This is a genomic window from Streptomyces pimonensis (assembly GCF_041380215.1).
GTDB lineage: Bacteria > Actinomycetota > Actinomycetes > Streptomycetales > Streptomycetaceae > Streptomyces > Streptomyces pimonensis.
The window spans coordinates 111,604-133,695 of record NZ_JAHWZY010000001.1 but is presented as its reverse complement, the minus strand read 5'-3'; the positions used below and the strand labels follow the sequence as shown (position 1 = coordinate 133,695).

The following is a 22,092-nucleotide window of genomic DNA, read 5'->3' as shown; positions in this document are numbered from 1 at the left end:
GCCCGGCCTTTGCCGAGAACCGTTCAGGTCGCTCGAACAGCGGACACCGCCCGTCATGGCGTCCCCTCCCGTACGGGTCTGCTCCCCACCGCGGGAACCCCATGGCCCGCGCCGGGAAGGCGCTCGCCACCATCGCCCTGGTCCTCGGCGTCACCGGCGCCGTCGCGAGTCCTGCGCCGGCCGACAGCCACATGCGCCGGCGAGCCCTCAGGACAGCGTCGTGGCGCCGCTCGACAGCCACCTGCCCCGACCCCTCACCCGGCCACCGAGGGAACCCTCGGCCCCCTCCTCGTACGGCCGTGATGCACGTGCTGTCCGGCTCGTGACCGTCGCGCACCCGGCATGGCGTCTGCGGCGGGAGCGGCGGGCCGCCGCTCCGCGCGGCGACGTCCGCCGTCCGGCCGCCCTCGTGTGCCCCCCGGCACGACGGCCGGCCCGCACCCCGCCTACGCCGTGCGGGCCGTCCCCGTCCCCTTCTCCGCGTCCAGCGCGTACACGCAGCGGTCCTTGCTGCACGCGTACACCACGCCGTCCCGGACCACCGGGGAGCCGGTGATCTCGCCGCCGGTCGCCAGCTTCCACCTCAGGCGGCCGTCGTCGGCCTTCAGGGTGTAGAGCAGGTGGTCGCTGGAGCCGAAGTGGATGCGGCCCTCCGCGACCACGGGCGCGCCCACGATCTCGCCGCCGGACTGGAAGCGCCACTTCGGCGTGCCGGTGACCGCGTCCAGCGTGTACAGGCCCTTGCCGCTGCCCACGTGGACGTGGCCGGCGGCGACCAGGACCGGGTCGACGGAGGCGCGGGACTCGGTGGCGATGCGCCAGCGGTCGCGGCCGTCGGCGGCGTCGAGGGCGTAGACCGTGCCGAGGTAGTCGGCGAGGTAGAGGCCGCCGCCGGTGACCGCGGGGCCGGGGACGAACGCGGGCGGGGCGAGGAAGACCGCCGGGGCCTCGAAGTGCCAGCGGACGTGACCGGTGGTGATCTCCAGGGCGAGGACACGGGTGCCGGCGCAGACGTAGACGTAGCCGTCGGGGGCGTGCGTCACCCGGACGGGCACTCCGCCGCAGGAGGCGGCGTCACCGATGGGGTACGACCAGCGCTCGTCGCCGGTGCGCGCGTCCAGGGCACGCAGGCGGGCGTCCTGCCAGACGTAGACCGTGCCCTCGTGGACGGCGGGGCCGGCCTCGGGGGACTCGAAGTCGGTCTGGCAGCCGCCGACCTCCCACAGCTTCCGGCCGGTGGACGCCTCCCACGCCTGGACGCCGCCGCCGCGCGTGCCGGTGACGACGGTGCCGCGGTCGGCCTTGAGGCAGTACACCCAGGCGTCCGTGGGCAGCCGCCACAGGTCGCCGCCCTCGCGGGCGTCGAGGGCGAACAGGGTGGGGCCGTCGGAGGCGTGGATACGGCCGTCGGCGACCGCCATCGACCAGGCGACGTCGCGGGTCTTGAAGCGGCGCCGGCCGGTGGCGACGTCGAGGGCGTGCACCTCGAAGGAGGTGACGTAGACGAGGTCTCCGTCGACGGCCGGGGTGCCCCAGACGTCATTGGACATGCGGAAACGCCACGGGCGCCAGCCGCCGGGCTGCTCCGGCGGCGCGGCGGGCGCCGGTACGGCCGGGTCGGCGCCGTTGACGCCGGGGCGGGGCTTGGACCAGGTGGCGGCCAGGGCGGTGGCCGGCGAGGGTGCCTTGGCGGCGGCCGCGCGCGTGTCGGCGACGCGCGGGCCGGGTCCGATGGGCACCGCCACGCCCGCCAGCCGTACGGGGCCGGCGTCGGGGGCGCCCGCGGGGGCGCCCACCGGAGCGCCCACCGGAGCGCCCACCGGGGCGGGCCTGGACGGGGGCGGCGGCGGGACGACCGGGTCGTGCGGGGGCGGCGGGGGGATGTGAGGGCGGGCCCCGCCGCCGCTGCGGCCGGTTCCGTGCGCGGGCCTGACCACCGTCCGGCCGCCCCGCCGCGCCTCGATCAGGCTCACCGCCCGCTCGGGCAGCCACGCCGACGCCGTACCGCTGTCGTCGGAGCCGGAGCCGAACAGGTGCGGGGCCAGCTGGGCCTGGAGGTCGGCGGGGTTGGGCCGGGCCGTGGCGTCCATCTGCATGCAGGCTTCGATGAGCGGGCGCAGCTCGTCCGGAAGTCCCTCGAGGTCCGGGCCCTCGCGCAGCAGCATGAAGACGGTCTCGACGGGGTTGGCGCCGTGGAACGGCGGATGCCCCGTGGCGGCGAAGACCAGCATCGAGCCGAGCGAGAACACGTCGCTCGCGCCGGTGACGCTGCGGGAGTCCTTGGCCTGCTCCGGGGACATGTAGGCGGGGGTGCCGACGGCGACGTTCGTCATCGTCAGACGGGTGTTCGAGACACCGGAGGCGATGCCGAAGTCGATCACCCGGGGGCCGTCCTCGACGACGAGGACGTTGGAGGGCTTCAGGTCGCGGTGGACCAGCCCGGCGCCGTGGATCGACTGGAGCGCCTCCGCGACGCCCGCCGCGAGCCAGCGCACCGCCTGGGCCGGGAGCGGCCCGCACTCGTTCACTATCTCCTCGAGGGAGGGCGCGGGAACGTACGCGGTGGCCAGCCACGGAACGGCGGCGCGCGGATCGGCGTCCACGACGGCCGCCGTGTAGAAACCGGAGACCGCGCGGGCCGCCTCGACCTCGCGCGTGAAGCGGACCCGGAACAGCTGGTCCTCGGCCAGTTCGGTCCGGACCGTCTTGATCGCCACCCGCCGCCCGGACGCCGAGCGCGCGAGATAGACCAGCCCCATGCCGCCGGCTCCCAGCCGTCCCAGCACCTCGAACGGCCCGATACGCCGCGGATCGTGCTGCGTCAGCTGATCCACCACTTGCCTGCCACCTCCCCGTACGAGTCGCGCCACCACCTGTGCCCGCGACCGTAGTGCAGCGTCTCACCACCGCACCGCCGTGGCGGCACGCACCCCGATTGTTCCTGTCCGTGCCCCCGGTTGCGAACCGGCCGACAAATAGGGTGTCCAGGTTCTCATACGGCACAGGGGGCGAAAACGGCTCAACGGCGCAGCAGCGCGAAGGACGCCCCCTGGTCGTCGGTGACCACGGCCGCCGTGCCGTAGGACGTCTCGAAGGGCGGGACCTGGACCCGGCCGCCGAGCCGGACCACCTCCTCCATGGCCGCCCCGGGGTCCTCGACGGCGAAGTGGACGAGGAAGTGCGGCGGCATCTCGGCCGGGAAGACGTCGGAGACCGGCGCGCGGCCGAAGTCGGGGTCGGCGCCCGGACCGAACAGGGCGTCGTGGAAGAGGCCGCCGTAGAAGGTGTTGGCCGTCCGCGTGTCCCTCGTGTACAGCTGCACCCAGGCGAAGGTGCCCGGTTCGTGACGGCGTCCGAAGCCGGGGGTCCGAGCACCCTGCCAGAGGGAGAACACCGCCCCCTGGGGGTCGGTGACCAGCGCGGTGACGCCCAGGTCGCCGAAGGGCCCCGGCGGGGCGACGACCTGCCCACCGGCCGCGTGGATCCTCCGGCACAGCGCCCCGGCGTCCGGGGTGGCGAAGGAGACCGTCCACACGGTGGGCATCCTGCCGTCCGTCTTGTGCGCGAGGGAGGCGACGGGCTCGCCGCCCTTCGACGCCCGCACGGTTCCCCGGGGCCGGTCCTCGAAGGTCCACCCGAAGAGCTCACCGTAGAACCGCTTGCCCGCCTCCACGTCGGGCAGCTGCGCGTCCACCCAGCAGGGGGTGCCCTCCGTGTACTCCGATGCCCTGTTTTCGGCCATGCCGCCAAAGTAACCGCGTCGCCCGCAGGCCGCAGACCAGGCACACCAGCCTCCACGGACCCGCACACCCCATTTGCAGTCGGCCGAATCGCGCTCCCATCGCCCGTCGGTAAGCTGACGTCATGACAGGACAAGTGCGTACCGTCGACGGCCGTGTGGCCGGTCGGCGTGGGCAGGCGACCCGACAGAAACTGCTCGACTGCCTCAGCGAGATGCTCAGCTCCTCCCCCTACCGGGACGTCAAGGTCATCGATGTCGCACGCAAGGCGGGCACCTCGCCCGCGACCTTCTACCAGTACTTCCCGGACGTCGAGGGCGCCGTCCTGGAGATCGCCGAACGCACGGCCGCCGAGAGCGCCGGGCTGAGCGAACTGCTGGAGGGCCGCTCCTGGGTGGGGAAGGCCGGCTGGCAGACGGCACAGGAACTCGTGGACGGCTTTCTGGAGTTCTGGCGCGCCAACGACGCGATCCTGCGGGTCGTGGACCTCGGCGCGGCCGAGGGCGACAAGCGCTTCTACAAGATCCGTATGAAGATCCTGAACTCCGTGAACAGCTCACTGACGGACTCCGTCACCGAACTGCAGGCCAGGGGACGGATCGACAAGGACGTGAACCCCGCGGCGATCGCCGGGTCCCTGGTGGCCATGCTCGCGGCCGCCGCCTCCCACCAGAAAGGTTTCTCCTCCTGGGGCGTGAAGCAGGCGGAACTCAAGCCGAACCTGGCCCTGTTGGTGCACCTGGGGGTCACCGGCAAGAAGCCGGCGAAGTAGGCGCCCGGCGGTCAACACCGATGCACGGTCACGCAAGTCCTGTCAGACGGGCGGTGGTTCACTCCGGTGGACCGCCGCCCGTCGCTTTCCGCGCGATGCCGGTGAGAAGGGGAAAAGGGGAATACGGCGCCGCCGGCCGGTGTTGGGCACCGGCGAGCCGATCGCAGCCCCGAGTGGGCACCCGACGCACACGTCGCAGGAGGAACCCGGAATGGCCCTGACCCGCGAAGAACGCGAACAGTTCCTGGCCGAGCCGCACGTCGCGGCGCTGGCGGTCGACGCGGGGGACGGCCGCGCCCCGCTCACCGTGCCGATCTGGTACCAGTACGAGCCCGGCGGCGACGTGTGGATCATGACCGGCCTGGACTCGCGCAAGAACCTGCTGATCAGCGCGGCGGGGCGGTTCTCACTCATGGTCGACCGCCTCGAACCCACCATCCGCTACGTCTCGGTCGAGGGGCCGGTGCTCGACACCACCCCGGCCACGATCGAGCGGCTGCGGGAGATCTCCGCGCGCTACCTGCCGGCCGACAAGGTCGAGGGGTACGTCGACTTCGCCTGGAAGAACCACGGCGAGCAGGTCGTCGTGCGGATGCGGCCCGAGCGGTGGGTGTCGTCGGACCTCGGATCGGTGTGAGCCCGCCGGACGCCCGACAATCGGTGCATGGAACCCGATCTCCACGAGCTGCTGAGGTCGCTGCGGGTGTGGGACCCGGAGGTCACCGACCTGCCGGCGTTCGACCCGGCCGCCGCGCCCGCCGAGCCGCTGCCGCTGTTCGCACGGTGGTTCACCGAGGCCGTGGCCGCCGGTCAGACCGAGCCGCACACCATGTCCCTGGCCACGGCGGACGCGCGAGGGCTGCCCGACGTGCGGATCGTGATGCTGCACGGCGCGGACGGCGACGGCTGGTCCTTCGCCACCCACGCACACAGCCGCAAGGGCGGCCACCTCGCCGCACGCCCGTACGCCGCCCTGGCCTTCTACTGGCCGGTGCTGGGCCGCCAGGTGCGGGTGCGCGGGCCCGTCGGGGCGGCCCCGGCCGAGGAGGCGCAGGCGGATCTGCACGCCCGTTCCACCGGGGCGCTGGCGGCCGCGCTGACCGGCAGGCAGAGCGCGGTCCTCGGGTCGGCCCAGGAGCTGGTGCGGGCCTCGCAGGCGGCCTGGGAACGGGCGCGGCACGCGCCGGACACCCCGGCCCCGTCCTGGACCCTGTACCGGCTGCGGGCGGACGAGGTGGAGTTCTTCCAGGGCGAGGCCCGTCGGCGGCACGTACGGCTCCGCTACCGGCGCGGGGCAAAGGGCTGGGTCAGGGAGTCGCTGTGGCCCTGAGGACGGTCTCCGGGTCGGTGGCGAGGCGGGCGTGCAGATGGGCGTCGCGGAACGCGTCGTGCCGGCCGGCCTCGAAGAGGGCCCCGCGCATCGTCCCCTCCTGGCGGAACCCGCACCGCTCGGCGATCCGGCAGGACGCCTCGTGCCCGACGGCGTGGTCCAGCTCCAGCCGGTGCAGGCCGGACCCGGTGAACGCCCAGCGGGCGGCGAGCAGCAGCGCCCGGGTGGCGACGCCCCGGCCGCGGGCCTCGGGGAGAACCCAGTAGCCGACCGTGCCGCGCCGCAGCACCGGGTGGATCTCGTTGACCCCGATGTGCCCCAGCACCGTGCCCGTGCCGGCGTCGGCGATCCGGAAGGACGCCCCCGTGCCGTCCGCGTCGCGCCGCGCGCCCCGGCGCAGCGACTCCCGGGCACCGTCCGCATCGGTGACCGGCTGCAACGGGGTGTTCCAGCGCCGGAACTCCGGGTCCGTGAGGCCGCGCAGCCACGTCTCCACGTCGGCCCGGCGCTCCGGGTCCCAGGCGCGCAGGCGCAGGCCGTGGCCGCGGACTTCGGGGAGGGTCCGGGGCGGGGTGTGTTCGGGTGAGGAGGACATGAGGGCATTCAGGCGCGCGATCCCCGCACGCGTGATCAATCCGCAACCAATTCCGGTCTTGACCGAGACCCATCAACCGGGTGCGTGATTACGCTCGCGCTCATGGCCGACTCCTCCGACTCCTCCACGCCCGCACGGCCCGCCGCGCCGAACCGGGCGGACCACCCCGTCTACGTCATCGGCGGCGGACCGGGCGGACTCGCCGTCGCCTACGCCCTGCGCGCCCGGGGGGTGCGGGCCGTCGTCCTGGAGCGTTCCGACCGCGTGGGGGACTCCTGGCGGCGCCACTACGACCGGCTGCGGCTGCACACCACCCGGCGCCTGTCCGCGCTGCCCGGCCTGCCGATGCCGCGCCGGTTCGGGCGGTGGCCGGCCCGGGACGACGTGGTCCGGTACCTGGAGAAGTACGCCGAGCACCACCGGCTGGAGATCGTCACCGGGGTCGAGGTCTCACGGGTCGAGCGCGCCCCCGACGGCGCCGGCTGGCTGCTGCACGCCACCGGGGGCCGCGAGCTGACCGGCGCGGCGGTCGTCGTCGCCACCGGCTTCAACCACACGCCCCGCGTCCCCGACTGGCCCGGCCGGGACACATACGCCGGCGAGTTCCTGCACGCGTCCGAGTACCGCGACGCGAAGCCCTTCGCCGGCCGGGACGTGCTGGTCGTGGGCGTCGGCAACACGGGCGCCGAGATCGCCGTGGACCTGGTGGAGGGGGGCGCCTCCCGGGTGCGCCTCGCGGTGCGCACCCCTCCGCACATCGTGCGCCGTTCGACCGCGGGCTGGCCCGCGCAGTACTCGGGCGTCCTGGTGCGCCGGCTGCCGGTCGGCCTCGTCGACCGGCTGTGCCGGGTCCAGGCGAGGGTGGCGCTGCCGGACCTGTCGGCCCGAGGGCTCCCGCGCCCCGGCACCGGGCTGTACAGCCGGGTGCTGGAGGGGGCCGTCCCCGTGCAGGACGTCGGCCTCGTCGACGCCGTGCGCAAGGGGGCGGTGGAGGTCGTGGCCGCGGTGGAGGGGTTCGAGGAGGGCGAGGTCGTCCTGGCGGACGGCGACCGCATCGGCCCGGACGCGATCGTGGCGGCCACGGGCTACGTACGCGGTCTGGAGGGTCTGGTCGGCGGGCTCGGCGTCCTCGACGACCGCGGCGGACCGGTCGTCCACGGCGCCCGCACCCCGGCCGGCGCCCCCGGCCTCTACTTCACGGGCTTCACCCACCCGATCAGCGGCAACCTCCGCGAACTGGCGCGGGACGCGCAGCGGATCGCGAGGGCGGTGTCCCGCACGGGGGGAGCTTCCCGGCTCCCCTCGTGACTGCGGGCAGTCATGTCTCCCCCGTGCCCGAAGCGGCCCGAAAGGCACCCCCAGGACGCCGCGGGCGGGCGGTGGGGCCCCTTCGAGCGCAGCCGGAGGGGGAAGGGCACCCCGGCAGTGCCGGGCTGCGCGACACCCCCGCCCGGCCCCGCCCCCGAGCGGCCACGGCCGGGAACGAGGTGCTTGCCCGCCGCCGGGTCGCCAATGCCGTCAGCGCCGCCGCGGCGTGCAACGCCCCGCCGCGTACCGGACCACGTCGCACGACCCGAACGTGTCCCGCGCGGCGCCCCCGGGGGAAGGCGACGACAGCCGCACCCACCCGGTGCGGGGCGAGCACCCGTCCGAGCACGATCGGACCGTCCTCGCAGTGGTGCTCACGGCACAGGGCGAGCGTCGGCACCACGGTGGCGGCCCGGCCCGTGGAAGACGGGGCGAGCACCCGTCCGAGCACGATCGGAGCGTCCTCGCAGTGGTGCTCACGGCACAGGGCGAGCGTCGGCACCACGGTGGCGGCCCGGCCCGTGGAAGACGATGAGGAACAGCGTCGGCGGATGTCCGCCCGGCGCCAGCAGCACCGGCAGGAACAGCAGCGAGATCCCCCGCGGCCCGTAGTACGCCGTGAGCAGCCGGCGCGCGTCGAAGCGGTCCGTGAACCACCCGGACGCCACCGGTCGCGGCGGCCGGAGGGCGAGCGGGAGGCCGCCCACAGGCTGTGAAAGGGCCGGGGGCCTCCGTCGGCGGCGGTGCGGCGCTGTCCGCCCCGAGCACGACAGCGCCACACCGCTCTTCGGCTCCGGCGTCCCTCCCAGGCTCCCCCTCGGCCCTGGGGAGCCGACGCCGAATCACGACCCACGCTCGTCGAGGGCTCCCGTCGTCGAGCCCTCGCCGTCCCCTCGCGGCGAATCGCTGACGAACAGAGTGATCAAACGGTCACGGCGCGTCAACACCGATTCGGGTCACAATGGACCAGTTGAGTCATATGCCCTGTTCGCCGACACCGCGCACGGAAGCACACCCGGCGCACCGCGCCATACCCCCACCCGTTCGGCCGACCCACCGTGCATCCGTGCCCCCCGCGGGGACGCGGGGAACCGCACGGAAAGAGGACGCGGACGACTTCCCCGAGGGGCGCGGGGAGCTGTACGGACACCCCCGCGCACCCTCACCCGCCGGCTGAACGGAGACCCCGGGGCTCTCCGGTGCCCGCCCCCGCACACAGGCTCCGCGTGCGTTCACACCGCTTCGTACGCCAGCCCGCCACACGTCGGCGCCCCGTCGGACACCTGCGCGCACCGGTCCAGCTCGCACCAGATCCGCTTGCCGGCCCCCTCCGCGCTCCAGCCCCAGCGGTCGGCCAGCCCGTCCACGAGGGCGAGCCCGCGTCCGCCCGTCGCCTCGCCGTCCACGCAGCGCGGCACCGGCGCCCGTTCGCTGCGGTCGGCCACCTCCAGGCGGACGGTGGCCTCCTCGGCGTCCGCCCCCGGCAGGGAGAGCCGCAGGACGGCCGGACAGCCGGTGTGCACCACGGCGTTGGTGACGAGCTCCGAGACGAGCAGGATCAGGACCTCGGCGAGCGGTTCGTCGGCCCCTATGCCCGAACCGGCCAGCCGCGAGCGGGCCCACCGCCGGGCCCGTCCCACCTCAGCGGGGTCGGGCCGGATCTCCAGCTGCACTTGAAGCACCTGCACCGCTCACACCATCCGAACCGGCGGACACTTGGACTCGCGCCTCACGAGGGCCACGATCGTAGCCATTCTCTGCATGGCCAGAACAACGGCCGGGACAGGGGTCACGGAACGTGAATCCCTTGTAGGACAGCATGGTTGACGTACAGTCACCCCAACAAGCGCTTCAGGCATATTCCAGCGCGAAGGAGTACACGTGCGGCATACTGTGCGACGCCCGCCACGGGAAGTCGAACGGGTACCGGCGTTCCGCCTGGTCACCCGGCGGGCAGCCGCAGGCGCCGGCCGGTACGGAGCCGCCTCGGGGCAACTCCCGCGCGGCGCACGCCCGGGACCGCTCACCTCCGGCACAAGGCACCGGAGCGGACGTCCGGCTCCGGGCCGTGACGAGTACCGCACAGGACACAAGCCGGCACCACCCTTCCGTGATCATGAAAAAGCCACGATCCGTGACATCCGCGCGGAGGCGTTCTACTCGGGGACGGTGAAGTAACGGGCGAAGGACCGGACGATCTCCTCCTCGCCGATCCTGCCGTCACCGTCAAAGTCCAGCGCGGCGGCCGCCTTGCGGGCGAGGTCCTCGGGAACGCCGAGCACCTCGAGGCCCCGCGCGGCGTCCTCGACGGTGGCCGCGCCGTCGCCGTCGGTGTCGGCGACGGCGAGCGCCGCGTGCAGGAAGGGGCGGGCGATGTCGGCGAACCGGTCCGGGTTGTCCCGCAGCCGCTTGACCGCGCCGTTCACGAACTCTCCGCGCGTGATGCGCTGGTCGCCGTCGCGGTCCGCGATCCCCGCCATGCCCTGCCAGAACGCCTCGGCGCCGACGTACAGGGCCTGGCCCCGGTCGGAGCGGGCCGCGGTGCCGAACTCGGCGAGCAGCGCCTTGGCCGCCGCACTGAAGTCCTCGCGGTCGATGTAGCCGTTGCCGTCCTGGTCGAAGCCCGCGAAGCGGGCCGCGATCCTGCGCTCGTACTCGCTGGTGACCATGTCTCTCTCAGGCCGCCTTAGGTCAGTGGGGTCGTCTCGCTGGGAGCGTACGTGGTGGAGGGCCGCCGGGGAGCCGGAAAACGGCACCCGGGCCAAGACCGGGGGAACGACGGGACAAGCGTGTGACACGTGTGAGCGCTCGTGCGTGGCGTCACGCCGACAGCGGGCGGGAGTCCTCGTCGACCGCGGAGGGGACGTCCGGGTGGATCTCGAAGAGCCGGCGGACCCCGAGGGCGCCGAGCACCTTGTTGACGTGGCTGCCGTCGGCGGCGCCCCGCGCGGGGAGGATCAGCCGCAGGCCGCCCCGGCAGGAGCGGAGCAGTCTGCGGGCGGCGATGAGCACGCCGACCCCGCTCGAGTCGCAGAACCACACCTCGGAGAGGTCGAGGACGAGGCTGTGCCGGCCCTCGGCCACCACGTCGTGCACCCGCTGGCGCAGCACCGGGGACGTCAGCAGGTCCAGCTCGCCCGACACCCGGAGCACGGCCCACTCGCCGTGCTCCTCGTCGGTCACTTCGAACGTCACCACCACGCCCCTCGCTCGCCGAACCGGAAGCAGTCCCTACGCTTCCTTGCAGCGCAGCTGCCCAACGGCCGTTCCCTGAAACGCGAGCCGGAAAACGGGAGCCGAACGGAAAGGGCTCATTCCAGTCTCCTTCGATCTGATTCGATCGGTTCCGATCGGCATGGGGGTGGGCGAGTGCGACCCGGACGGCGTCCGACGTGGACGGACGGCCCCATAGCACCTGTGGCTTCTCCAGGGGTGCGCATTGCCATAAAAGGGCGTGCGCCCCGCTACGCGCCGACTACATTCTTGGAGTCGCCGACCACATGCCGGCCCCGGGCACGACCGGCCCGGTACCGGGGGAGGAACAGGGGTGAGGGGCCACATGCCGAAAACGGACGTACCGCCCCGCTGGGACCGCACGATGCGGCAACGGCTCGCACGGGGGGAGGCGGCCGCCCTCGGCGAGCTCTACGACCGGTTCGCCTCACTCGTGCGCGGCCTCGCCCACCGCGTCGTCGGCGACGAGCACGCCGCCGACGCCGTCACCCGCGAGGTCTTCGCCCACGTCTGGGAACACCCAAACTCCTACGACCCCGCGCAGGAACCCCTGCGCACCTGGCTCGCCGCGCTGACCGGCCGGCTGGCCGTGCGGCGACTGCGCACCACAAAGACCGCGGCGCTCGCCCGCGGCGGCCCCGGCACCGCGGAGGACCTGGAGCGCACGGTGCGGCACGCCTCGGTGGCGGCCCGCGCCGACTACATCGTCCAGTCCATGCCGGCGCCGCTGCGGGCCGCCCTGGAGCTGGCGTACTTCCAGCGCCGGAACTACCGCCAGACCGCCGCCGACCTGGGCGTCACCGACGACGAGGCCCGCCGCCGGCTCCGCCTCGGCCTGCAGCTCCTGGCCACCGCACACGACACCGGTGCCCCGGACGCCCCGCCCGGGATCGGAGGTGCCGCGTGAGCGAGCACCCCGTCGACCACGCCGAGCCGTACGACGCACCGCAGAAGCACCACGGACCGCTCACGCTGGAGCACCACGGACCGCTCACGCTGGAGCACCACGGACCGCTCACGCTGGAGCACCACGTGCTGAAGTCGCTGCTGGGCGCCTGGGCACTGGCCGCCTGCACGCCGGCGGAGGCGGACGCCGTCGAGCAGCACCTCGGCACCTGCGGTCCCTGCGCGGACGAGGCGCTGCGGCTGCGCGCGGCGGTCGGCCTGCTCCAGCGGCCCGAGAGCCTGGACCTGGACCCCGGCCTGCGCACCCGCGTCCTGGAGTCCTGCCTGGAACGGCGCCCGCCCCGCACCCCCGTGCCGGAGTGGGCCGCCGCGTACGACGCCGAGACCGCGCGGCTGGACGCGCTGCTCCAGGACTTCGGTGACTCCGAGTGGCATGCGCCGGTGCGGCTGCGCTGGTACGAGTCCGACGAGGCGAGCAGCCGCCGCACCACCGTCGCCGGGGTCATCGCGCACCTGCTGACCGTCGACGGGCTGGTCGCGGTCGCCCTCGGCCTCGGCGACCCGCTCGGCGACGAAGCGGCCGTCCGGCCCACCCCGTGGGAGCGCACCGAGGCGTACTGGCGGGCCTCCCGCTTCCCGCCCACCCGCTCCGTGCGGGCGCCCTGGCGGAAGCAGAGCCACGACCTCGTGCGGACGGCGTCCTTCACGGACGACGGCGCCGGACGGCTGCCGGTGTCGTACGGCGACTACGAGCTGCCGCTGCACGACGCGATGCTGGAACGGGCCTTCGAGTGCTGGGTGCACGCGGAGGACATCGCCGAGGCGGTGGACTACCCGTACGACCCGCCCTCCGGGCGGTACCTGCACCGGCTCGTCGACCTGGCCGCGCGGATGCTGCCGACCGTCCTCGAGCACCGCCGGCTGCGCGGGCTGGCCTCCCCCGTGGAACGGCGCCTGGTCGCCGCCGGGGAGCCGGGACGCAGCCTGCGGCTGGAGATCGAGGGGTCCGGCGGGGGCCAGTGGCTGATCCCGCTCGACTCCCCCGCGGCGAAGGGCTCCGCGGAGCACGAGGTGGCGCACGTCGCGCTGGACGGGGCGGAGTTCTGCCGGCTGGCGGCGGGACACGTGCCGCCGCGGGAGGCCGCGGTGGGGCAGGTCGGGGACCGCGCCGTCATCAGGGACGTGCTGATGGCGGCGGCGAGCATGAGCCGGATGTAGGACGGGGTTCCGTCTCGTCGGCGGGTGCGGGTGGTCCGTGGTTGCTCGCGCCCACGCGGCAGAGCCGCATGGCGATACAGTCCCGCGCCTCTTTCGGACGGGTCCGGTGGACCCGTCCGAAAGAGGCGCGGGGAACCGCGCGAACGGCCTTCACGCACCCACGGCCGCCGACGAGACGGAGACCCCGGACCCTCAGGCGAACACCACCGTCCGCCGCCCGTTGAGCAGAATGCGGCGCTCCGCATGCCACTTCACCGCCCGCGCCAGCGCCTGGCACTCCACGTCCCGGCCGATCGCGACGAGCCCCTCGGGCGTGACGTCGTGCCCCACCCGCTCGACCTCCTGCTCGATGATCGGCCCCTCGTCGAGGTCGGCGGTGACGTAGTGCGCGGTCGCGCCGATCAGCTTCACACCCCGGGCGTGCGCCTGGTGGTACGGCTTCGCGCCCTTGAAGCTCGGCAGGAAGGAGTGGTGGATGTTGATGATCCGCCCGGAGAGCTGCTTGCACAGGTCGTCCGAGAGGACCTGCATGTAGCGGGCGAGGACGACGAGTTCGACGTCGTTCTCGCGCACGATCTCCAGCAGCCGGGCCTCGGCCTCCGGCTTGCCGTCCTTCGGCACCGGGATGTGGTGGAAGGGGATGTCGTACGAGGCCACCAGTTCGGCGAAGTCGGTGTGATTGGACACCACCCCGACGATCTCCACCGGCAGCGCTCCGGTCCGCGCGCGGAACAGCAGGTCGTTCAGGCAGTGCCCGAACCTGCTGACCATGAGCAGGACGCGCATCTTCTCGTCGGCCCGGCTGATCCGCCAGTCCATGTGGAAGGAGTCACCGATCGCCGCGAAGCTCGCCCGCAGCTTCTCCACGGTCACCGGGGCGTCCGCCGAGAAGTGGACGCGCATGAAGAACAGCCCCGTGTCGTGGTCGCCGAACTGCTGACTGTCCTCGATGTTGCAGCCGGTCATGAAGAGGTAGCTGGACACGGCGTGCACGATGCCCTGCTTGTCGGGGCAGGACAGGGTGAGGACGTACTGGTCGGCCGGGGCCGCGGCTCGGGTGGACTGCTCGCTCATGCACAGAAGGGTCCCACACGCGCGGTCACGGCCGGCCGGCCGTTCCGCTACGCGGACCGCGTCAGGATCCGCAGCACGTCGAGGGTGCTCGGAGGCGTGTCGGGGTCGTCCCCGTCGCTCGCCGCCATCCGCACGTGCGCGTCCCGCGCCGCCCGTACCGCCTCCGGCCACCCCTCGTGCTCGAGATAGGCGGCCACCGGCGCGTCCGGGCCGACCTGGTGCATGATCCGCAGGACGCGCAGCACCGCGGTGTCGACGAGCGCCGCCTCCTGGGAGTCGCGGAAGATCGTGCCGACGTACTTCTCGGCGGACCAGTTGTCCAGCCAGGTGTCCTCGACCAGCCGGTAGACGGCGTCGGTGACGTCGCCGTAGCCGTCGACCCCGGCCAGCCAGACGTCCCGCTGGAAGGCGGGATCGGAGAGCATGTGCAGCGCGGAGCGCACATTGCTGCGCCAGCGCCACCACGGCATGTCGTTGAGTGGCATGCCGCCCATGGTGGAGGAGCGGCGGCCGCGACGGGAAGAGTTCTCCGAACCTTGCACGATCGTCGATCGTACGTTTCCGCCCCGCGCCGGTGGTACCGGGCCCCGCAATTCACCCCCGCGTCACCCTCCGTTGACCAAGGGTCACTCCCGGGTTGGCCATGTGGCGGAATCGTGCGTGAGTATGACCGGCAGGCGACGCATCCGCAGCATCCCCCTCCCCCGCCTCCTCCACCGGCCCGTCAGAGCCGGCGCCCTGAGCGCGGGCGTGCTGGTGGCGTGCGCGTCGCTCGCCGCCGGGTGCGGAGTCGTCCCCGGCACCACGGGGGGCTCCGGAAACGACCCCATCACCGTGATGACGTGGGCGCCCCAGGACACCAGGGCCACCAACAAGCCCGGGATGCCCGCGTTCGCCGAGGCCTACGCCCGCTGGGTCAACTCCCAGGGAGGCATCAACGGGCGTCGACTCAACGTGCTGACCTGCAACGACAAGAACGACACCGTGACCGTCGCACGGTGCGCCCGGCGCGCGGTCCAGGAGAACGCCGTCGCGGTCGTCGGATCCTACAGCCAGCACGCCGACTCGTTCCTGCCCACCCTGGAGGGCGCCGGCATCCCGTACATCGGCGGTTACGGCATCACCACCGACGAGTTCACCAGTCCCCTGTCCTATCCCGTCAACGGCGGCCAGCCGGCGCTGCTGGCCGGTCTCGGCCGCACCCTGGCCGACAGCTGCGGGCCGGTCACCCTGATCAGGCCCGACACCATCGCGGGCGACCAGCTGCCGCCGCTGCTCGACTCGGGCCTGGAGGCGGGCGGGCACGCGCCGTCCGGGGACCAGCGGGCGCCGGAGGACGCCACCTCGTACAACAGCCAGGCGCAGCAGGCCCTGGAGCACGCCACCGCGGACACGGCCGGGCGGGGCTGTGTGGTGCCCGCCCTCGGCGACCGCACGAACACCTTCATGGACTCCTTCCGGCGGGCTCGCGCCGACTACCCCGAGGTGCACACCGCGACCGTGCTGGGCAGCGTCGACCAGACGACGATCGACGCGTCCGGCGGGGCGTCGGGGCCGTACGAGGGGTCGTTCGTCACCGGCTGGTACCCGGCGGCGGGCGACGCCCGCTGGGACCCGATGAAGAAGGTGATCAAGGAGGAGGCGTTCGGCGACAACCGGATCGACTCCGCGGACGCCGGGGTGCAGACCACCTGGATCGCCTACACCGTGTTCAAGCAGGTCGTCGAATCGCTGGGGGACGGCGAGGTGAGCGCCGACACGGTGAGAGGGGCGCTGAACAGCGGACTGAAGGTCACCACGGGCGGGCTCACGCCCGCCCTGCGGTGGAACTTCCAGGACGAGCTCGCCGCCGTCGGTTTCCCCCGCCTGGTCAACGCGAACGTGACCCTTCAGGTGGTCGAGAACGGCCGGCTGGTCGCGGCCCGCGAGGGCTTCACCGACGTGACGAAGACGCTGCGGGAAGCGGACCTGGGCTGACCCGCGGCCCCGCCCGGACGGGCGGGCGGGACCGCTCCCCGGCGGCGCCCGGTCACAACTGGGTCGGCTGGCGCTCGGTCAGGCCGTACTGCTTGGCAATCACGTTCCACAGCTCGGCGGCCTTCTGCTTCTCGGCGGTCGCGGTGCCGCTGGCCCGGTTGCCGGCCTGGGTCTGGCCGGTCGTCCGGGCCTGGCCCTTCTTGCAGCCCTTCTTGCCGGCGGTCTGGTCGGCCCAGGCGGCGTAGTGGTTGTCGGCCGACGCCGACGCCTCCCACGCCTTGGTGAGCGCGGTGGTCAGCGCCTCGTGGTCCGGCAGCTCGTCCACGGCCAGACCGGAGAGGTCGGTCACCAACCGGGTGCGCTGCCCGGCCGCCTCCCGCAGGTCCGCGGCGGCCCGGCCCAGGTCACGGCAGGCCTTCACGTCGGCGACCGCGTTGATCACGGCGGTCCGGCTGTCGCCGCTGTCGGCCAGCAGCTTGTCCAGTGCGACGGCCTGCTCACGGGCCGGGTCGGCGGACGGCGACGCGGAGGCCCCGTCGCTCGCGGGCGCGGTGGCGGACACGGTCTGGCCGTCGCCGCCGTCGTCAGCACCGCCCGGGTTGCCGAGCAGCGCGCCCGCGCCGACGCCGAGCACGGCGATGCCGATGCCGACCGCCGCGATGAGCGGCACGCGTGAGCCGGTGCGGCCACTGCCGCGTCCGCCGCTGCCGCCCCTGCCCCGGCCGCCCCGGCCGCCAGCGGAGGCGGGCCCGGTCGGGCCGTCGGCCGGGACGCGGGCCCCCCGGGCGGGCCGCCCGTGTTCCACGCGCGGGAGCTGCTGGGTGGATCCGGCCGGGCCGCCGGCGGCGTCGCTGCGGAAGAGGTTGTCGAACTCGGCCGGCGGCTGCCGGTCGCCGTCACCGGGCGGCGGGGCGCCGTAGGACTGTCCGGGGGGCTGGTCGGTGACGGGGGCGATGTACTGGGTGGCCTCGGCGTCGGGATGGCCGGTGGCCGGCAGGGGGGCCACGCCGGACGTGTTCTGCGGGGGCACGCCCCGGTATCCGCCCGCCTCGGAGCCGTGGGCGGGCATCTCGGGCGGCAGCATGCCCGGGCCCACCGGGGGCATGAGCTGCGTCGCCCCCTCGTCACCGGCGGCGGGCACCGGGGGTATGAACTGCGTCGCCCCCTCGTCACCGGCGGCGGACACCGGGGGTATGAACTGCGTCGCCCCCTCGTCACCGGCGGCGGGCACCGACGGCATGTACTGGGTGACGCCCTCCAGCCCGTCGGGCGCGACGGCCGGCGGGTACTGGGGGGCGCCGTAGCCGTTCTGGGCGGCGGCGCCGTAGCCGTTCTGAAAGGAGGCTCCGGCGGCGTACGGGGCGGCACCGCCGTGCGGAACGTTTCCCCGCGGACCGGGCGGGGTGCTCCCGCCGTATCCGGCGTCCGGCTGCGGCAGGTGCGACGGCGTGGCGTCGCTCCCGTGTCCGCCGTAGGCGTCGCCGGCTGCGTACGGGAGGTGATGACCGCCGTGGTTCGGCGCGCCCTCGGGCGGGAGCGGGCCGGGCGGATGCTGCGCGCCCCACGGGGACGGCTCCGGAGCGCCCCACCCGCCGTCGGACGGGGGCTGCCGTTCCTGGCCGGACGGCGGGGGCGGGTTCTGCTGCCCGTGGCCCCACGGCGTGCCCCAGGCCTGGCCGCCGGGCGGGGCCGACACGGGGAACCCGCCGCCGGGGCTCCGGCCGTCCGCGCCACCGGGGGCGGCCGGTCCGGTCGTCATGCCCGGCGGCATGGGTCCACCACCGTCGGAGGGCAGCACGATGCCTTCGCGCGCGGGGCGCGCCGAGGGCTCCTCGCCCTGTCCACTCTGCGTCACCGGGACTCCTACCAATGGGGGACCTTGTGGATCGTCGGCTCACGCTACCGGGTCCCCGGAGCCCGGTGCCACGCAGCACAGAACCTGACCTCCTGCCCTGTGAGCGCGGTGACAAAACCGGGTCACCGCACGCTGGTTGCTCCACTTCCCCGCTTTCACGGCCTTCACGTCACGGGCGTCACGCCGCCGTCTGGAGCTCCATCCGCGCCCCGAACTCCCGTACCGCCGACTCCTCCCGGTACGGCTCGAGGCGCTCCTGGAGGTCGTCCAGGTACTCGGAGCCCCGGTTGGACCGGATCCCGTCGAGCAGTTCCACCGCCTCCAGGCCCGTACTGCAGGCCTGTTCGATCTCCCGCTGCTGCACCTGCGCGGTGGCCAGCAGCACATGGCCGATCGCCCGCCGCCGCGCCCGCGACGCCGGATGCCCGTCCAGCGCCTGGCGGGCGTACCGCGCGGCGGCCTCCGCCTGGCCGAGGTCCCGGTGGCAGTGCGCCAACTCGTCGGCCAGATAGGCCTCGTCGAAGTGCGCGATCCACACCGGGTCGTCGCCCGAGGCCGGATCGACGGCCTCCATGGCGCTCACCGCACGCCCCGCCGCCGTCTGCGCGGCGTGCACGTCGCCCATCAGCGCGTGCCCGCGCGCCTCCGCCGCGTGGAACATCGCCTCCGCGCGGGGTGTCACGCGCCCCCGTGCGCCCTCCTGTGCCGCACGCGCCAACTGGGCGATCTCCCGCGGGTTTCCGAGCTGCGCGGCCAGGTGGCTCATGGAGGCGGCGAGCACGTACCCGCCGTATCCGCGGTCCCCGGCCGCCTGTGCCAGCCGCAGCGCCTGGATGTAGTAGCGCTGGGCGAGGCCCGGCTGCCCGGTGTCGACGGCCATGTACCCGGCGAGTTCGGTCAGCCGCGCGACCGCCGCGAACAGGTCACGCCCCACGGCCTCGCGGTACGACCCCGCCAGCAGCCCCGAGACGACGCTGTTGAGGTAGTGGACCACGACCGGGCGCACGTGCCCGCTGCCGTACTGGTGGTCCAGGTCCACCAGCGCCTGCGTCATGGACCGCACCGCCGCCACGTCGGACTGGCCCACGCGGGGCCCGGCGGAGCGCGCCACCTGCCCGTCGGGCGCGGAGATCAGCCAGTCCCGGCTGGGCTCCACCAGCGCGGAGGCGGCGACGGAGGAACCGGACAGGAAGTCCCGCCGCCCCACGTCGCTGCGCCACAGCTCGCAGACCTGCTCGATGGCCCCCAGCACCGTCGGCGAGAACTGGAGGCCGATGCCCGAGGCGAGGTTCTTGCCGTTGGCCATGCCGATCTCGTCGATCGTGACCGTGCGGCCCAGCTTGCGGCCCAGCGCCTCCGCGATGATCGCCGGCGCCCGGCCCCGCGGCTGTTGTCCGCGCAGCCAGCGGGCCACCGACGTCTTGTCGTAGCGCAGGTCGAGGCCGTGCTCGGCGCCGCACATGTTGACCCTGCGGGCCAGTCCGGCGTTGGAGCATCCGGCTTCCTGGATGAGCGCCTGCAGCCGTTCGTTCGGCTGCCGCGCGACGAGAGGCCTTGCGGCCATGGTGTACCCCCTGAGGCTGCGGTGCCCTGCCCACGCACCGAGTTGACGTGTCTTCCGCGGCCGTACGTCTCGCGTCCTGGCGAGAGGTGCGGCCGGGAGGATCAATGCCCCGCCCAAGTGCGGACAATGCAGGACATGCGAGGATTGCCGGGGTAACGGTGGTTGCCGACCCCCCTCCTGGTTACCCACCGGGGAAGCGGATCCTCCTGCGCGCCCCTGTGGATGCACCCATGCGCCCCGAACGGGGAACCGGTGCTCCTCCCCCGCGCATGCGGGCGGGCGTAACCCCTGGTGACGGCCGTAGTTGTGTTCATCGTGGAAGAGACGATCGCGGGCCTACAGATCCCGAAGCAGCGCGGGGAATCGCTGCTGGACACCGCCGTTCGCTACGCCGAGGAGCGGCACTGGGACGTGTTCCCGGGCACCTGGCTGGAGGCCGTCGAGGGGGTGCAGCGCTGCTCGTGCGGTGACGCCGCGTGCCCCGCGCCCGGCGCGCACCCGGCCCGTCCGGACTGGGCGGCCCGGGCGACCGGCAGCGCGACCGTCGCCCGTCGGCTGTGGCAGGAGCGGCCGGCCGCGTCGATCCTGCTGCCCACCGGGCGGTCGTTCGACGCGGTCTCCGTGCCGGAGACCGCGGGCTTCCTGGCGCTCGCGCGGATGGAGCGGATGAAGTCGACGCTGGGGCCGGTCACGGTGACGCCCGACCGACGGATGGAGTTCTTCGTGCTGCCGGGGGCGTCGGCGAAGGTGCCGGAACTGCTGCGCAGGCTGGGGTGGTCTTCGTCGATCGACCTGACGGTCCTCGGCGAGGGGGCGTACGTGGCCGCGCCGCCCACCCGGGTCGGGTGCCGGGGGGCCGTGCAGTGGGTCTGCCGGCCCACGGCCGCGAACCGGTGGCTGCCGGATGTGGAGGAGCTGGTCTCGCCGTTGGCCTATGCGTGCGGCAGGGATCGATAGGACGCCCGTTGTCGTGCGCGGTCACTGGTGATCGTCGTCGGGCGCAGCCGGTCGACTTCGGGGCGCAGCGGCCGGGCCCCTCCGGTCCGGAGCGGCAGGCCCCGGTGTCCGGACGTGCTGCGGTGCTTCCCGCCGGCGTCGGCGGTCGCCGCGGCGCATGCGGCGGGCGAGGGGGCGTACGGAGTCACGCCGGCGCAACTTCCTCTGGTCGCCTGGGCGTCGGCGGGACCGCTCGTCTTGCGGTCACGGTCCCTGACGCGGCTGATGACCCCGCCGGACGGTTCCGCCCTCCGGGCGGCCGGGGACACGGTGGTCCGCGACCGCACGACGGCGGGCCTGTCCCGGCTGCTGCCGGTGGGCACGGCCTGCGGCACGACCCCGGTCCTCCTCGGTCCGCGGCCGGCGGCTCCGCTGACGGCCCGCCGGCTGCCGGAGATCCTGACGGCGGTGAACAAGGGCTGAACCGGCGGTCAGCGGTCGTCCAGCGAGTCCAGGAAGGGTTCGATCGCCATGAGCCAGGCCTCCGGCTGGTCGTAGTGGACCAGGTGGCCGGCGTCGGCGACCTCCGCGTACCGGCCGTGCGGGAGGACGCGGACCATTTCCTGGGCCTCCGCGCGGCCGAGCTCGCCGTCGAGGCCGCGGACCACCAGGGCGGGGCAGCGCACCTGGGCCAGTTCCTCCCAGTGCGCGTCGAGCACCCAGCTCTCGCGGGAGCGGAGCATCTGGTCCGGGTCGAACACCGGACGCCAGCCGTCCGGCGACTCGGCCATCGTCTCGGCGTAGAAGGCGCCGCGGGCCGGGTTGGGCCGCTCCACCCAGGGATCGTCCTCGCCGAACCACTTGCGCACGTCGGCGAGCGTGGCGAACGGGACCGGCCAGGTCGTGAACCACTCCGCCCACTCGCGCTGCGAGGCGGCCCCGAGGGCGGAGGCCCGCATGTCGCAGATGACCAGCCCGCGCACCAGGTCGGGGCGTTTGGCGGCGAGCTGCCAGGCGGTCAGCGCGCCCATCGCGTGGCCGACCAGGACGGCGGGGCCGAGACCGAGCTGCTCCAGGACGGCCTCGGCGTCGTCGACATAGGCGTCACGGGTGAAGGAGGCCTGCGGGGGCTTGTCGCTGCGGCCGTGGCCGCGCTGGTCGAGGGCGACCGCGCGGTACCGCCCGGAGAGCCGACGGGCGGTGGCCGTCCAGTGCGAGGCGCGGCCCATCAGGCCGTGCAGCAACAGCACGCCCGGCGCGGTCCGCGCGGTGCTCTCCGCCGGGTCGGTCCCGTCCTTGGGCGGGTCGCCGAACTCCCAGGCGGCGAGCCGTACGCCGTCCGCCCCGGTCACGTCGATGCGTCGCGCCATGGTCCTGGCACCCCCAAGCTCGCTGCCTGCCCGTTGCCTGCCGTGCTGGCCCTGCCCGTTGCCGTGCGTCCGCAGATTATCGAATGCGCATTCGAGAATGGCCTTTTGCCCGGCAACACCCCTCGTTCGAGTGACACCCTGCGGGGATTGATCGCCGTGCCCCGGGGGAGATCTTCAGCGGGGGGCGGACCGCTCGGGGAAAACGGTCCGAGG

The 22,092-nt window shown here is 73.9% G+C and carries 20 protein-coding genes and 1 pseudogene; 9 read left to right on the top strand and 12 right to left on the bottom strand.

The window, feature by feature from the left end:
• Positions 1 to 446: 446 nt before the first annotated feature.
• Positions 447 to 2,837, bottom strand: coding sequence for a protein serine/threonine kinase AfsK (gene afsK, locus KYY02_RS00665; protein WP_371235401.1), 2,391 nt, complete (start codon positions 2,835 to 2,837; stop codon positions 447 to 449).
• Positions 2,838 to 3,019: 182 nt separating this feature from the next.
• Positions 3,020 to 3,742 (bottom strand): AfsK-binding protein KbpA, encoded by a 723-nt coding sequence (kbpA, locus tag KYY02_RS00660; protein ID WP_371235400.1) that lies wholly within the window; start codon positions 3,740 to 3,742, stop codon positions 3,020 to 3,022.
• A 134-nt stretch (positions 3,743 to 3,876) separates the two neighbouring features.
• On the opposite strand from kbpA, the gene KYY02_RS00655 reads away from it, so the two are divergent.
• The 3 genes from KYY02_RS00655 to KYY02_RS00645 all read left to right on the top strand — a co-directional run bounded on the left by KYY02_RS00655 (position 3,877) and on the right by KYY02_RS00645 (position 5,842).
• Positions 3,877 to 4,512, top strand: coding sequence for a TetR family transcriptional regulator (locus tag KYY02_RS00655; RefSeq protein WP_371235701.1), 636 nt, complete (start codon positions 3,877 to 3,879; stop codon positions 4,510 to 4,512).
• A gap of 211 nt (positions 4,513 to 4,723) precedes the next feature.
• On the top strand, positions 4,724 to 5,149 hold the full coding sequence (locus KYY02_RS00650) for a pyridoxamine 5'-phosphate oxidase family protein (RefSeq protein WP_371235399.1): 426 nt from the start codon (positions 4,724 to 4,726) through the stop codon (positions 5,147 to 5,149).
• A gap of 27 nt (positions 5,150 to 5,176) precedes the next feature.
• A complete protein-coding gene (locus tag KYY02_RS00645) occupies positions 5,177 to 5,842 on the top strand; it encodes a pyridoxine/pyridoxamine 5'-phosphate oxidase (protein WP_371235398.1) in 666 nt (221 codons plus the stop codon).
• On the opposite strand, the gene KYY02_RS00640 is transcribed toward KYY02_RS00645, so the two are convergent.
• Positions 5,820 to 6,437 (bottom strand): GNAT family N-acetyltransferase, encoded by a 618-nt coding sequence (locus KYY02_RS00640; RefSeq protein ID WP_371235397.1) that lies wholly within the window; start codon positions 6,435 to 6,437, stop codon positions 5,820 to 5,822. The genes KYY02_RS00645 and KYY02_RS00640 overlap by 23 nt on opposite strands.
• A gap of 102 nt (positions 6,438 to 6,539) precedes the next feature.
• Here KYY02_RS00640 and KYY02_RS00635 point away from each other — a divergent pair, with 102 nt between their 5' ends.
• Positions 6,540 to 7,745 (top strand): flavin-containing monooxygenase, encoded by a 1,206-nt coding sequence (locus tag KYY02_RS00635; RefSeq protein ID WP_371235396.1) that lies wholly within the window; start codon positions 6,540 to 6,542, stop codon positions 7,743 to 7,745.
• 169 nt (positions 7,746 to 7,914) lie between these two features.
• Here KYY02_RS00635 and KYY02_RS00630 read toward each other — a convergent pair.
• The 4 genes and pseudogenes from KYY02_RS00630 to KYY02_RS00615 all read right to left on the bottom strand — a co-directional run.
• Positions 7,915 to 8,413, bottom strand: a pseudogene (locus KYY02_RS00630) (hypothetical protein); the annotation flags it as partial.
• Between the two features lie 564 nt (positions 8,414 to 8,977).
• Positions 8,978 to 9,418 (bottom strand): ATP-binding protein, encoded by a 441-nt coding sequence (locus KYY02_RS00625; RefSeq protein ID WP_371235700.1) that lies wholly within the window; start codon positions 9,416 to 9,418, stop codon positions 8,978 to 8,980.
• Positions 9,419 to 9,901: 483 nt separating this feature from the next.
• Entirely contained in the window at positions 9,902 to 10,414 is a 513-nt protein-coding gene (locus KYY02_RS00620; protein WP_371235395.1) for an EF-hand domain-containing protein, read from the bottom strand.
• Between the two features lie 151 nt (positions 10,415 to 10,565).
• A complete protein-coding gene (locus KYY02_RS00615; RefSeq protein WP_371235394.1) occupies positions 10,566 to 10,946 on the bottom strand; it encodes an STAS domain-containing protein in 381 nt (126 codons plus the stop codon).
• A 358-nt stretch (positions 10,947 to 11,304) separates the two neighbouring features.
• Between KYY02_RS00615 and KYY02_RS00610 the strand changes: the two genes are divergently transcribed.
• Together KYY02_RS00610 and KYY02_RS00605 are read left to right on the top strand one after the other, a co-directional pair.
• Positions 11,305 to 11,886: an RNA polymerase sigma factor gene (locus KYY02_RS00610; protein WP_371235393.1), complete on the top strand. Its 582-nt coding sequence runs from the start codon at positions 11,305 to 11,307 to the stop codon at positions 11,884 to 11,886.
• A 65-nt stretch (positions 11,887 to 11,951) separates the two neighbouring features.
• Positions 11,952 to 13,103: a zf-HC2 domain-containing protein gene (locus KYY02_RS00605; RefSeq protein WP_371235699.1), complete on the top strand. Its 1,152-nt coding sequence runs from the start codon at positions 11,952 to 11,954 to the stop codon at positions 13,101 to 13,103.
• Between the two features lie 192 nt (positions 13,104 to 13,295).
• Here the strand turns inward: KYY02_RS00605 and purU are convergent, their stop codons facing one another.
• Positions 13,296 to 14,177 (bottom strand): formyltetrahydrofolate deformylase, encoded by an 882-nt coding sequence (gene purU / locus KYY02_RS00600; RefSeq protein WP_371235392.1) that lies wholly within the window; start codon positions 14,175 to 14,177, stop codon positions 13,296 to 13,298.
• 47 nt (positions 14,178 to 14,224) lie between these two features.
• Entirely contained in the window at positions 14,225 to 14,671 is a 447-nt protein-coding gene (locus tag KYY02_RS00595) for an SCO4402 family protein (protein WP_442538143.1), read from the bottom strand.
• Positions 14,672 to 14,843: 172 nt separating this feature from the next.
• Here KYY02_RS00595 and KYY02_RS00590 point away from each other — a divergent pair, with 172 nt between their 5' ends.
• On the top strand, positions 14,844 to 16,154 hold the full coding sequence (locus KYY02_RS00590) for an ABC transporter substrate-binding protein (RefSeq protein ID WP_371235390.1): 1,311 nt from the start codon (positions 14,844 to 14,846) through the stop codon (positions 16,152 to 16,154).
• 52 nt (positions 16,155 to 16,206) lie between these two features.
• On the opposite strand, the gene KYY02_RS00585 is transcribed toward KYY02_RS00590, so the two are convergent.
• Together KYY02_RS00585 and KYY02_RS00580 are read right to left on the bottom strand one after the other, a co-directional pair.
• Positions 16,207 to 18,009, bottom strand: a complete 1,803-nt coding sequence (locus KYY02_RS00585) for a hypothetical protein (RefSeq protein ID WP_371235389.1) — start codon at positions 18,007 to 18,009, stop codon at positions 16,207 to 16,209.
• 178 nt (positions 18,010 to 18,187) lie between these two features.
• Positions 18,188 to 19,573 (bottom strand): NsdA family TPR-like regulatory protein, encoded by a 1,386-nt coding sequence (locus tag KYY02_RS00580; RefSeq protein WP_371235388.1) that lies wholly within the window; start codon positions 19,571 to 19,573, stop codon positions 18,188 to 18,190.
• A 306-nt stretch (positions 19,574 to 19,879) separates the two neighbouring features.
• Here KYY02_RS00580 and KYY02_RS00575 point away from each other — a divergent pair, with 306 nt between their 5' ends.
• Both KYY02_RS00575 and KYY02_RS00570 read left to right on the top strand, forming a co-directional pair.
• Positions 19,880 to 20,530 carry a bifunctional DNA primase/polymerase gene (locus tag KYY02_RS00575; RefSeq protein WP_371235698.1) on the top strand — a complete coding sequence of 217 codons (651 nt, stop codon included), beginning with the start codon at positions 19,880 to 19,882 and terminating at the stop codon, positions 20,528 to 20,530.
• Between the two features lie 264 nt (positions 20,531 to 20,794).
• Positions 20,795 to 20,992, top strand: a complete 198-nt coding sequence (locus tag KYY02_RS00570) for a hypothetical protein (protein WP_371235387.1) — start codon at positions 20,795 to 20,797, stop codon at positions 20,990 to 20,992.
• Positions 20,993 to 21,000: 8 nt separating this feature from the next.
• On the opposite strand, the gene KYY02_RS00565 is transcribed toward KYY02_RS00570, so the two are convergent.
• A complete protein-coding gene (locus KYY02_RS00565) occupies positions 21,001 to 21,879 on the bottom strand; it encodes an alpha/beta fold hydrolase (protein ID WP_371235386.1) in 879 nt (292 codons plus the stop codon).
• Positions 21,880 to 22,092: the final 213 nt, after the last annotated feature.

What these genes read in the sequence shown, in the direction of transcription:
- KYY02_RS00650 (WP_371235399.1), top strand. Translation starts at nt 4,724, where the DNA reads ATGGCCCTGACCCGCGAAGAACGCGAACAGTTCCTGGCCGAGCCGCAC.
- kbpA (WP_371235400.1), bottom strand. Translation starts at nt 3,742, where the DNA reads ATGGCCGAAAACAGGGCATCGGAGTACACGGAGGGCACCCCCTGCTGG.
- KYY02_RS00645 (WP_371235398.1), top strand. Translation starts at nt 5,177, where the DNA reads ATGGAACCCGATCTCCACGAGCTGCTGAGGTCGCTGCGGGTGTGGGAC.
- purU (WP_371235392.1), bottom strand. Translation starts at nt 14,177, where the DNA reads ATGAGCGAGCAGTCCACCCGAGCCGCGGCCCCGGCCGACCAGTACGTC.
- KYY02_RS00580 (WP_371235388.1), bottom strand. Translation starts at nt 19,573, where the DNA reads ATGGCCGCAAGGCCTCTCGTCGCGCGGCAGCCGAACGAACGGCTGCAG.
- KYY02_RS00570 (WP_371235387.1), top strand. Translation starts at nt 20,795, where the DNA reads ATGACCCCGCCGGACGGTTCCGCCCTCCGGGCGGCCGGGGACACGGTG.
- KYY02_RS00635 (WP_371235396.1), top strand. Translation starts at nt 6,540, where the DNA reads ATGGCCGACTCCTCCGACTCCTCCACGCCCGCACGGCCCGCCGCGCCG.
- KYY02_RS00610 (WP_371235393.1), top strand. Translation starts at nt 11,305, where the DNA reads ATGCCGAAAACGGACGTACCGCCCCGCTGGGACCGCACGATGCGGCAA.
- KYY02_RS00590 (WP_371235390.1), top strand. Translation starts at nt 14,844, where the DNA reads ATGACCGGCAGGCGACGCATCCGCAGCATCCCCCTCCCCCGCCTCCTC.
- KYY02_RS00565 (WP_371235386.1), bottom strand. Translation starts at nt 21,879, where the DNA reads ATGGCGCGACGCATCGACGTGACCGGGGCGGACGGCGTACGGCTCGCC.
- KYY02_RS00620 (WP_371235395.1), bottom strand. Translation starts at nt 10,414, where the DNA reads ATGGTCACCAGCGAGTACGAGCGCAGGATCGCGGCCCGCTTCGCGGGC.
- KYY02_RS00640 (WP_371235397.1), bottom strand. Translation starts at nt 6,437, where the DNA reads ATGTCCTCCTCACCCGAACACACCCCGCCCCGGACCCTCCCCGAAGTC.
- KYY02_RS00595 (WP_442538143.1), bottom strand. Translation starts at nt 14,671, where the DNA reads ATGGGCGGCATGCCACTCAACGACATGCCGTGGTGGCGCTGGCGCAGC.